This window comes from Mycobacterium sp. 4858 (genome assembly GCF_900240975.1).
In the GTDB taxonomy this organism is placed as follows: domain Bacteria; phylum Actinomycetota; class Actinomycetes; order Mycobacteriales; family Mycobacteriaceae; genus Mycobacterium.
In genome coordinates this window covers 1,228,895-1,239,933 of the sequence record NZ_LT968776.1, presented here as the reverse complement: position 1 = coordinate 1,239,933, position 11,039 = coordinate 1,228,895, and the positions used below count along the sequence as shown (strand labels likewise).

At 70.9% G+C, this 11,039-nt stretch carries 8 protein-coding genes and 2 pseudogenes; 9 read left to right on the top strand and 1 reads right to left on the bottom strand.

What is annotated here, in order from left to right; translation table 11 throughout:
• Positions 1-31 precede the first annotated feature (31 nt).
• The 9 genes and pseudogenes from eccCa (at position 32) to C1737_RS14235 (ending at position 9,976) form a co-directional block, all read left to right on the top strand.
• The gene (eccCa, locus tag C1737_RS14275) at positions 32-3,721 is read left to right on the top strand and encodes a type VII secretion protein EccCa (RefSeq protein ID WP_102418712.1); all 3,690 of its coding nucleotides are present in this window, start codon (positions 32-34) and stop codon (positions 3,719-3,721) included.
• Positions 3,718-4,938 (top strand): type VII secretion-associated protein, encoded by a 1,221-nt coding sequence (locus C1737_RS14270; protein ID WP_102418711.1) that lies wholly within the window; start codon positions 3,718-3,720, stop codon positions 4,936-4,938. The genes eccCa and C1737_RS14270 overlap by 4 nt, the downstream gene beginning before the upstream one ends.
• 49 nt (positions 4,939-4,987) lie before the next feature.
• Positions 4,988-5,305 carry a WXG100 family type VII secretion target gene (locus C1737_RS14265; RefSeq protein ID WP_067918393.1) on the top strand — a complete coding sequence of 106 codons (318 nt, stop codon included), beginning with the start codon at positions 4,988-4,990 and terminating at the stop codon, positions 5,303-5,305.
• Between the two features lie 16 nt (positions 5,306-5,321).
• Positions 5,322-5,618, top strand: coding sequence for a WXG100 family type VII secretion target (locus tag C1737_RS14260; RefSeq protein ID WP_067918385.1), 297 nt, complete (start codon positions 5,322-5,324; stop codon positions 5,616-5,618).
• Positions 5,619-5,851: 233 nt separating this feature from the next.
• Positions 5,852-6,295, top strand: a complete 444-nt coding sequence (rplM, locus tag C1737_RS14255; protein WP_067918384.1) for a 50S ribosomal protein L13 — start codon at positions 5,852-5,854, stop codon at positions 6,293-6,295.
• 17 nt (positions 6,296-6,312) lie between these two features.
• Positions 6,313-6,780, top strand: a complete 468-nt coding sequence (rpsI, locus tag C1737_RS14250) for a 30S ribosomal protein S9 (RefSeq protein ID WP_369804512.1) — start codon at positions 6,313-6,315, stop codon at positions 6,778-6,780.
• 149 nt (positions 6,781-6,929) lie between these two features.
• A complete protein-coding gene (gene glmM / locus C1737_RS14245) occupies positions 6,930-8,267 on the top strand; it encodes a phosphoglucosamine mutase (protein ID WP_102418708.1) in 1,338 nt (445 codons plus the stop codon).
• A 43-nt stretch (positions 8,268-8,310) separates the two neighbouring features.
• Positions 8,311-8,640 carry a hypothetical protein gene (locus tag C1737_RS14240; RefSeq protein WP_067925467.1) on the top strand — a complete coding sequence of 110 codons (330 nt, stop codon included), beginning with the start codon at positions 8,311-8,313 and terminating at the stop codon, positions 8,638-8,640.
• Between the two features lie 2 nt (positions 8,641-8,642).
• Positions 8,643-9,976, top strand: a pseudogene (locus tag C1737_RS14235) (hypothetical protein).
• A 4-nt stretch (positions 9,977-9,980) separates the two neighbouring features.
• On the opposite strand, the pseudogene C1737_RS14230 reads toward C1737_RS14235, so the two are convergent.
• A pseudogene (locus tag C1737_RS14230) lies at positions 9,981-11,032 on the bottom strand (LLM class F420-dependent oxidoreductase).
• Positions 11,033-11,039: the final 7 nt, after the last annotated feature.

The following is an 11,039-nucleotide window of genomic DNA, read 5'->3' as shown; positions in this document are numbered from 1 at the left end:
CTGCCTACCGTGCGTCCAACGGGAGGACGGGATGACCCAAGGTTTCGTGCCGGTGGCGCGGCGGCCACCGCCTGCGGTGGCTACCGCGGACCTCGTCGTCGAAGCGCCGCCCGACCCACCGCATCTGGCGGCAGCCGGCCTTTTGCCCCTCCTGTTGCCGGCCGTGCTGGGGCTCGCCGGGGTGGGGGTCATGGCGGCGGCGTTGCGGTCAGGGCCGGGTGGCGGCCGCCCTCCCATGTTGTTGGCGTTCCCCGTCATGATGCTGGCTTCGTCGCTCGTGACCGTCCTGTCCGGGCGTGCCAGCCGCCGGAGTGGTGGCATCGAAGCCGCTCGCCTCGACTACCTCGGATACCTCAGTAGGTTGCGCGCCACGGTCATGGAAACTGCCGCCGCGCAGCGTCTCTCGCTGGGCTGGCGTCACCCCGACCCGGACGCGCTGTGGACATTGATCGGTGGGCCCAGGATGTGGGAGCGGCGAGCGGCGGATCCCGACTTCTGCGTCGTCCGGGTGGGAATCGGAGCCCAGCCGCTCGCCCCCCCTTTGGTAGCCCCACCGGTGGCCGAGTCCGGTGATCCGGTCACCGTGGCCGCCTTGCGTCGCTTCCTGGCAACGCATTCCACGATCGTCGCACCGATCGTCGTCGGCCTGCGCGGAAGTCCGCGCGTCAGGATCGACGGTGATGTGACCGCGGCGCGCGGGCTGCTGCGCGCGATGCTCTGCCAACTCGCCGTCCTGCATCCCCCGAATCAGCTACTGATCGTCGCGGTGATCAGCGACCGGAACCGCTCGGAGTGGGAGTGGCTGAAATGGCTGCCGCACAACCAACACCCGGCCGCGTCGGACGCGGTGGGCGAGGTCCGGATGGTCTATCGCAGCGTGGGGGAGGCGCACGACGCGCTCGCCGGCGCGCGGCCGGCGCACGCGGTGCTGGTCGCCGACGTGGGCCAGACCGTCGCCGGGTGCGCGGGCGCGACCGTCGTCGAACTCGGCGGCGGTCCTGCCGGGACGCCGGTCACCGTGATCCTTGCTGATGAGACTCATCAGCCGTCGCGGCCGGACCGGATGGAGCCCATGGACGCGCTGGTATGCGCCCGCCGGCTGGCGAGATACCGGGCCGGCGCGACCGTTCACGGCGGCGACGGCGCGGACTGGCCGGCCCTGTTGGGGATCGGCGACGTGAGCCGATTCGATCCTGTCGCGACCTGGCGGAGCCGAGTCCACCGCGATCGGCTCCGCGTCCCGATCGGCATCAGCGCCGACGGCGCGCGGCTGGAACTGGATATCAAGGAAGCCGCCGAAAACGGCATGGGCCCGCACGGGCTCTGCGTCGGCGCCACGGGGTCGGGCAAGTCGGAGTTGTTGCGCACGATCGCGCTGGGCATGATGACGCGCCATCCTCCGGCTGAGCTGAATCTGTTGTTGATCGATTTCAAAGGAGGTGCAACGTTTCTCGATTACGCGCGGGCTCCGCACGTGGCGGCGGTGATCACCAATCTCGCCGACGAGGCCCCGCTGGTGGCTCGGATGCGCGACGCCCTGGCCGGTGAAATGAATCGCCGGCAACGGCTGCTGCGCGAATCGGGCTGCGTCAGCGCCGTGGCGTATGAAGCCAGGCGCCGTACGGGTGCGGCAGCACCGGGCCTGCCCACCCTGTTCATCATCGTCGACGAGTTCTCCGAGTTGCTCAGCCAGCACCCGGATTTCGCCGACATGTTCGTGGCGATCGGGCGGCTCGGCCGGTCACTGGGCATGCACCTGCTTCTGGCCAGCCAGCGGCTCGACGAGGGCAGGCTGCGGGGACTGGACGCCCACCTGTCCTATCGGATCTGCCTGAAAACCCTGTCGCCCAGCGAATCACGCGGCGTGCTGGGAACGCTCGATGCGTACGGATTGGGGAACGACCCGGGGGCGGGCTACCTGCGCACGAGCGTGGGCGAGCTGATCCGCTTCTCGTCGGCGTACGTTTCGGGACCGACCGCCGCCCACGCACCGGCCGCCCGACCCGTGGGGATAACTTCTGCGCAGCGGTTCGGCACTCACACGGTCGGCGCCATCACCCGCACCCAAGGGGTCGGTGTGCCGTCGGGGCGGACGGTCCTGCACGCCGTTTTGGACCGGCTGGCCGGTCACGGGCCGCCCGCGCACCCCGTCTGGCTGCCACCGCTGGACGCGGCGCCGGCGTTGCATGCGGTGCTTCGCGACGGGATGCCCGCGCGGTGCGAGCTGACGGTTCCCCTCGGCATCGTCGACCGTCCCTTCGAGCAGCGGCGGACGCCGCTGTTGATCGATTTGCGCGGTGCCGCGGGCAATGTGGCGGTCGTCGGAGCGCCCCAATCGGGGAAGTCGACGGCGCTGCGCACCCTGGTCACGGCGCTGGCGGCCACTCATGGGGCGGACCGGGTGCAGTTCTACTGCCTGGACTTCGGCGGCGGAACGCTGACGTCGACACGCGCGATCCCGCATGTCGGCGCGGTTGCCGGCAGGACCCAACCGCGGCTCGTCACGCGGATCGTTGCCGAATGCGAGTCGGTCATCCGTTCGCGGGAAGCCATTTTCAGCGACCGCGGAATCGGCTCGATGGCGGAATACCGTCGCCTTCGGGTGCAGCACCAGGCGTTCGCGGACGATCCGTTCGGGGACGTGTTCCTCGTCGTCGACGGCTGGGGGAATATGCGTGAGGAATTCGGAACGCTGGAGGCATCGGTCATCGCCATTGCGAGTCAAGGGCTTTCGTTCGGCGTGCATGTCGTGTTGGCGGCGTCGCGGTGGGCCGAGATCAGGCCGGCCCTGAGGGACCAGATCGGCACCCGCATCGAGCTGCGGTTGGGTGACCCCGCCGATTCCGAGTTGGACCGCAAAGCGGCCCAACATGTGCCCCATGGCAGACCGGGCCGCGGTCTTTGCGGTGACGGGTCGCACATGATGATCGCCTTGCCGCTGGCCGAGATTGGCCCGAGCGAGTCCGTTGCGCCGCCGATTCCGTTGCTTCCGGAGCGGGTGGAGCGTGACACCGTCGCGGACCGGGCGGGCGACCGTATCCTCCTGGGCATCGACGAGCGTCGGCTGCAGCCGGTGACGTGTGACTTCGACCGGCAGCCTCATTTGTTGATGCTCGGCGACAAAGGGTGCGGGAAGACCGCGGCGCTGCGGACGCTGTGCCGCGAGATCGTCCGGACGCAGAGCCCGACGCAAGCCCGTGTCGTGATCGTCGATTTCCGGCGCTCGCTCCTCGGTGTCGTCGAGTCGGAGCATCTCGGCGGCTACGCCACGTCACCCGGCGCGCTGGCCGCACTGCTGCCAGATCTGCTCGACCTGCTGCGGCGGCGTATGCCTCCGCCCGGCGCGACCCAGGCGCAACTGGCTACCGGGTCCTGGTGGTCCGGTCCGGACATCTATTTCGTCGTCGACGATTACGAACTGGTCGCCACCCTGGCCGGTAACCCGTTGGCGCCGCTCACCGAATACCTGCCCTACGCAACCGATCTGGGCCTGCATCTGGTCATAACCCGGCGGAGCGGCGGTGCCGAGCGCGCGATGTTCGAGCCTCTGCTGGCCGGATTGCGCGACTTTGGCTGCACGACGCTGATGATGAGCGGATTCCCCGGCGAGGAGGTGCCGTTCGGCTCCCGTCGCCCCACGCGGTTGCCGCCCGGACGCGGTGTCCTGCTCACCGGTGACGGCGACGAACAGCTTGTCCAGGTGGCCTGGAGCGCGCCGTGAAAGCGCATCGCGCCGTCATCGAGGCCGGTCCCGCCACGATCCGTCGATTATGTTGCGGCACAGGTGCGGTCGTCGACGGCGCGCCATCCGAGGTCGTCGACGCGGCGCTTGGCGCGATCGACGATCCGGTGGCGCTGGTGGGTGAGCGTCCGGTTGCGGTGGCTTCGCTGTGGACCGCCGCCCTGCGGTCGGCGATCTGCAAGGACGGCAAGGGTGCCGTCGTGCTGCACCCCTCCTGGTGGCCGTCGTCGCGCATCAAAATCCTGAGCTCGGCCGCGGCCACCGTGTCCGACGGCGCGCTCGTGCGGCCGCGGTCGTGGTTGCTCAGGCGGGCCGCCCATACCGATGCCGAACCGACGCTCGTGGAGATCACCGGCGGGATGGTGGTGATCGGTGGTGATCGCGTCGTCGCCGTACCGCGCCGCCCCCCGCGCCCCGTAGCCGACGAGGTGCTGGCCGCCCTCGCGCGCATCCCCGGGGACGTCGTGCTCATCGACGCGCCGAGCGAGGTCCCCGGGGCGCCGGCTCTGGCCGCGGCGATCGCCCATGGCGCGAGCGGCATCGGACGGACGGCGCTGCCCATCGACGACGCAGGACTGGCCCGGCTGGCCCGATCGGCGGTGTCCGATGTGGACGAGCCGGCCGGGCCACGCGGTCGCGGCGATCGTGCCCCGGGCCGCGCGCGGACCCTGGGCGGCCTCGGCGCGGCCGCCATGGTGCTTGCCGCGGCGGCCCCGGCCCTGGTTGGCCGGCATGGCGCGTCGGCCCCACCGCAGGTGGACGCGCCGCCGACCATGTTTCTCGTCGAGGGCCGGGTGGCGGTGACAGTGCCGGCGGGCTGGCCCACGCAGCGGGTGACCGGCGGGCCGGGATCGGCGCGAGTGCAAGTTACCTCGCCGTCGGATCCCGAAGTGGCCTTGCACGTCACACAGTCGCCGGTCACCGCCGAAACGTTGAGCGGCACCGCCGAGCGATTGAGACGCGCCATCGACGCGGAGCCCGCGGGATCGTTCGTCGACTTCGATCCCACCGGGACCAGCGCCGGCAGGCCCGCGGTGACGTACCGCGAAGTCCGCGCCGGTCACGAGGTGCGGTGGACGGTGCTGTTGGACGGGCCGGTGCGGATCAGCCTTGGGTGCCAGAGCCGGCCGGGCAAGGAAGAGGCCGTCCGTGCTGTCTGCGAGCAGGCGGTGCGGTCGGCGCACGCGATCGGATGAACTCCGGATCGGATGGAACCGAATGGGCGTCGACGCGGTCGAATTGAGTATGGCTACACCGAACACACTGAGCACTGACTTCGACCTGATGCGGTCGGTCGCCGGGACCACGGACGCCCGCAACGAGGAGATCCGGGCCATGCTGCAGGCGTTCATCGGCCGCATGAGCGAAGTGCCGCCGTCGGTGTGGGGCGGGGCCGCCGCAGGGCGGTTCAAAGAGGTGGTGGATCGCTGGAACGCCGAGTCGTTGCGGCTTTATCACGTCCTGCATGCGATCGGCGAGACCATCCGGCACAACGCGGCCGCCCTGCAGGAGGCCGGCCACGACCACGCGACCCACATCGCCGCCGCGGGCGGAAACCTCTAGTCGAAAGGGTTCACCCGTGGAATCGGCGCTGTCCTATAACTTCGGCGAAATCGAATATTCGGTGCGCCAGCAGATCCACACCACGTCGGCCCGTTTCAATGCCGCGCTGGAGGAGCTGAGGTCGCAGATCGCCCCGTTGCAGCAGTTGTGGACCCGCGAGGCGGCCGCCGCCTACCAGGTCGAGCAGCAGAAGTGGCACCAGTCCGCGACGGTGCTCAACGAGATCCTGGTCGAGCTCGGAAACGCGGTGCGCGACGGCGCCGAAGAGGTGGCGAACGCCGATCGGCGGGCGGCCGGCGTCTGGGGTCGGTAGCCGCACGCACCCATGGTCGTCTGTGTGGTCCCGGCGGAGGAGAGCCGCTGGGACCACACAGTCATTTTGACCTGCGGGGACGCTCATCGGTAAGCTGCTCGGTTGGCGTGCGGTACGCCGGGGCTCGGGTCAATGTCGGTCGCCGAGAACCCCTCCTTCTGGACCCACCGCCAACGCCTGACCGGCACCCGGCTCGACCCGGGATCCACCTCGAGAAAGAAAAGGTAAGCGCTGTGCCCACCTACGCGCCAAAGGCGGGTGACACCACGCGGTCGTGGTACGTCATCGACGCCACGGACGTAGTGCTTGGCCGCCTTGCCGTCGCGGCAGCCACCCTGCTGCGCGGCAAGCACAAGCCGACGTTCGCCCCCAATGTCGACGGCGGTGACTTCGTCATCGTCATCAACGCCGACAAGGTCGCCCTTTCCGGCGACAAACTGCAGAGCAAGCTGGCTTACCGCCACTCGGGGTATCCCGGCGGTCTGCACTCGCGCACCACCGGCGAGCTGATGGAGAAGCACCCCGACCGCGTCGTCGAAAAGGCGATCGTCGGCATGCTGCCCAAGAACAAGCTCAGCCGTCAGATCCAGCGCAAACTCCACGTCTACGCCGGCCCGGAGCACCCGCACGCCGCTCAGCAGCCGGTTCCGTACGAGATCAAGCAGGTGGCCCAGTGACCGATACGACCGAGGCCCTGGACACCACGGCCACCCCGGAAACACCGGACGTCCCGGCCGAGGCGCCCGCGCCCGCGGCCGCCGAATCCTTCGTGTTCGACCGGCCCATCCAGACCGTCGGCCGCCGCAAGGAGGCCGTGGTGCGGGTGCGCCTGGTGCCCGGCACCGGCAAGTTCGACCTCAACGGCCGCAGCCTGGAGGACTACTTCCCCAACAAGGTGCACCAGCAGCTCATCAAGGCCCCGCTGGTCACGGTCGACCGGGTGGACAGCTTCGACATCTTCGCCCTGCTCCATGGCGGCGGGCCGTCCGGCCAGGCCGGGGCGCTGCGGCTGGGCATCGCCCGGGCGCTGATCCTGGCGCAGCCCGAGGACCGGCCCGCGCTGAAGAAGGCCGGATTCCTCACCCGTGACCCGCGTGCCACCGAGCGCAAGAAGTACGGCCTGAAGAAGGCCCGCAAGGCGCCTCAGTACAGCAAGCGCTGATCAACCATCACGTTCTGGCCGCAACGGGGCCTCAAACTGGGGCGTCCCGCGCCTCCGTCGGCGTGTCTGCGCCCAAACGCGCCCCGTTTCGGTCAGAAAAGAACGGGCACGTTAGGTGAACGACCGCCAACTGTGAGAGGTTTTTCCGCATGGGTCGACTATTCGGCACCGACGGTGTCCGCGGGGTCGCCAACCGGGAGTTGACCGCCGAGCTGGCGCTCGAGCTGGGCGTCGCCGCCGCGCGGCACCTGGCCAGCGCGGGCGGGCCCGGCCGGCGGGTCGCCGTGATCGGGCGCGACCCCCGGGCCAGCGGCGAGATGCTGGAGGCCGCCGTGATCGCCGGGCTGACCAGCCAGGGCGTCGACGCGCTGCGGGTCGGCGTGCTGCCCACCCCCGCGGTGGCCTACCTGACCGGCGCGTATGACGCCGACTTCGGCGTGATGATCTCGGCTTCGCACAACCCGATGCCCGACAACGGCATCAAGATCTTCGGTCCCGGCGGCCGCAAGCTCGACGACGACACCGAAGATCAGATTGAGGCGCTGCTCACCGCGGAAGTCGGGATGCGCCCCGTCGGCGCCGGGATCGGCCGGGTCATCGACGCCGAGGACGCCGACGACCGCTACCTGCGCCACCTGAGCAAGGCCAGCACGCTGCGCCTCGACGGCCTGACCGTGGTGGTCGACTGCGCCCACGGCGCCGCGTCGTCGGTGGCGCCGCGCGCCTATCGCGCGGCCGGCGCGCGGGTCATCGCGATCAACGCCGAGCCCAACGGCCTGAACATCAACGACAACTGCGGCTCCACCCACCTTGATTCGCTGCGCGCCGCCGTCATCGCCCACCGCGCCGACCTCGGCCTGGCCCACGACGGGGATGCGGACCGCTGCCTGGCCATCGACGCCAACGGCGAGCTCGTCGACGGCGACGCGATCATGGTCGTGCTCGCGCTGGCCATGCGCGAGGCCGGCGAGCTGGCCTCGGACACGCTGGTGGCCACCGTGATGAGCAACCTCGGGCTGCACCTGGCCATGCGCTCCGCCGGGATCACCGTGCGCACCACCGGCGTCGGCGACCGCTACGTCCTCGAGGAGCTGCGGGCCGGCGACTACAGCCTGGGCGGCGAGCAGTCCGGCCACATCGTGATGCCCGCGCTGGGTTCCACCGGCGACGGCATCGTCACCGGGCTGCGGCTGATGACGCGCATGGTCCAGACCGGCTCGTCGCTGACCGAGCTCGCCGCGCCCATGCAGACGCTGCCCCAGGTGCTGATCAACGTCCGCGTCGCCGACAAGAACATCGCCGCCGCGGCGCCGGCGGTGCGCACCGCGGTCGGCGACGCCGAGGCGGAACTCGGCGACACCGGGCGAATCCTGTTGCGCCCCTCCGGAACCGAGCCCGTCATCCGGGTGATGGTGGAGGCGCCCGAGGCGGACGTCGCGCAGCGCGTGGCGAACCGGGTGGCCGAGGCGGTCAGCGCCGCGCACTGAATCTCCTCGGAACCCGGGCGCGCGTCCGGGCGTCGGATTAGGCATGAGATTCGACAGGGGAGTACGACCGGTCGCCGTGGCGCGCACCGAGATCGACGTCCCGGCGACGCACCGCGTCGCCGATCAGTTCCGCGCCGCCGCCGACCTCCTCGACCGCGCCCTCAGCGATCAGCTGGGCCGGCTGGCTTTCGGCGGGGCCTGCGCCGGGCGGGCGCACACCACGCGCGGTGACGCGCTACGCGCTGAACTGGAGCGGCTGACCCTGCAGGTGGCGCAGTGGTCGCGCGGGTCCGTGGAGATCGCCGCCGCCCTCCGGGGCAGCGCCGACCGTTACGCGGACGCCGAACTGTATGCCGCGGCGCGGATCGCCTGATCATGGCCGACCGGTTGGACGTCGCCGCGCGCCTCGCCGAAGGATTGCCCGCGGTCGAGCACACCCAGAGTTACGTGCGGGCGTGCCACGCCCTGGGCTACCAACACCCCGACCTCACGGCGCATCCCGCACAGGTCCACGACTGGTACGACACCGAAGACGGCCTGGACCTGCGCGCCCTCGACCGTGACTGCGCGGAGTTGCGCGCGGCGGGCGACGCGGTCTCCGAAGCACTGCGGATGCAGCGCGCCCAGGTGGCCGAGCTGGCCGCGGCGTGGACGGGGCCCGGCGGGGAAGCCGCCGTCCGGTTCCTTCAGCGCCACTGCGACGCCGCCTGCGCGGTGACCACCGAATTGCGCGCGGCGGCGCAACGGTGTGAATCACTGCGCGACAACCTGTGGTACCTGGTCGACTCGAAGGTCGCGACCGCCATCGCCATCGACGACCGCACTCAGGCGCTGCGCCCAACCTGGTTGGCCGCGGCAGCGACGGTCACGACCGGTGCGGGGGATCGGCCGGCCGCTGAAGGGGTGGTGCGCGAGCAGGTAATGCCCTACGTGGACAACGAGATCCGCGACGACTGGCTGACGACGATGCGCTCGACACGCGACGGTGTGGCGACCTCCTACGACATGGTCACCGACAGGATGGCCGCCGCGCCGGCCGCCCGCTTCGAAGCTCCCGGGGACCTCGGGACCGGTTACCAGCCCCTGCCGCCGGCCCCGCCCGCCGCAGCACGGGTGGCGGTCACTCCCGCTGCCGCCACCCCGCCGGCGGATCCGGCGCCGACCGCGGCGACCGTCGCGCCGTCTCCCCCCCCACACCGCAGCCGGACTGGGGATCGACGCTCGGTGACGCGGCCGGCATACCCGGGGAAGGACTGGGCGACGGGCTCGCCGGTGGTGGGCTCGGCGGGGGTGAAGGTCTCCTCGGGCTGGCCAGCAGGATCGTCGACGCGGTCGGTGGGCTGATCGGCTCGGCGGGCAACGGATCCGAAGCCACCGATCCTTTCGGCGAGGGAGACCCCTTCGGCGAGGACCCGTTTGGGGCCGACGACACCGATGACGAGCCCGCCAAACCGGAAGACGTCGGCGACGCGGTGGAGGCCACGCCCGACGCGGTGGCTCAGCCGGTCGACGCGCCGCTGCCCGCGGATGCGCCGCCGCCCGCGGATGCGCCGGCGCTGACAGACCCGGCGCCACCGGCGGTCGCCCCACCGCCAGACGCACGCGCACCGGCTGCCGCTCCCGCGGGGGGTGACCCGGGGCCTGCGGCGACCGAACCGAAGACGCCGTGCGAGATCGCCGCGGACCAGCTTCCGCAGGCCGGGCAGTGACGGCTCACGCGGGGCGCAGCTGGAGCACGTCCTCGACGAAGCGGACGGATTCGGCGCGGTCGGTGGCCAGCGGGCTGAGCAGCAGCGTCGTCACCCCGGCCTCGGCGAAGGCGGCCAGGCGTTCGGCGACGTACCCGCGCGGGCCCACCAGCGACATGCCGCGCACCAGATCGTCGGGCACCGCGTCGATGGCCTCGCGCTTGCGGCCCGACAGGTAGAGCTCCTGGATACGGTCGGCGACCTCGCCGAACCCGTAGCGGGTCGCCAGGGCGTGGTAGAAGTTGCGGCCCTTGGCGCCCATCCCACCCAGGTACAGGCCCAGCTGCGGCTTGACCCACGCCAGCCGCTCGTCGACGTCGTCGCCGATGGCCACCGACGCGTGCACCATGACGTCCAGCGGGCCCAGCGCCGGGTCACGCTTGGCGGTCCCGGCCGCCAGCGCCTCGCCCCACACCGACGCCGCCTTGTCTGGGAGGTAGAAGACGGGCTGCCAGCCCTCGGCGATCTCGGCGGTCAGCTCGACATTCTTCGGGCCCAGCGCGGCGATGCTGATCGGGATCCGTTCGCGCACAGGGTGATTGATCAGCTGCAGGGCCTTGCCCAAGCCGGTGCCGCGACCCGGGGGCAACGGGATCTGGTAGTGCTTGCCGTCGTGCCGTCGTGCCGCAGCCGCTCGCGACGCCACACCTTGCGACAGATCTCCACGATCTCGCGGGTGCGCCCCAGCGGGGCGTCGAACTCCACGCCGTGGAAGCCCTCGATCACCTGCGGCCCGGAGGTGCCGATCCCCAGCTGAAATCGGCCGTCGGACACGAAGTCCAGCCCCGCGGCCGTCATCGCCAGCAGCGAGGGCGTGCGGATGTAGATGGGAAACACCCCGGACGCCAGCTCGACGGTGTTCGTCTTGGCGGCCAGGTAGCCGAGCTGGCTCACCGCGTCGAAGGCGTACGCCTCGGCCACCACCGCGATGTCGATGCCGGCCTTCTCGAGTTCGACCACGCGGTCCACACCCTGATGAAACCCGCCCGAATAATCCAGGGCGATCCCGATTCGCATCAACGAC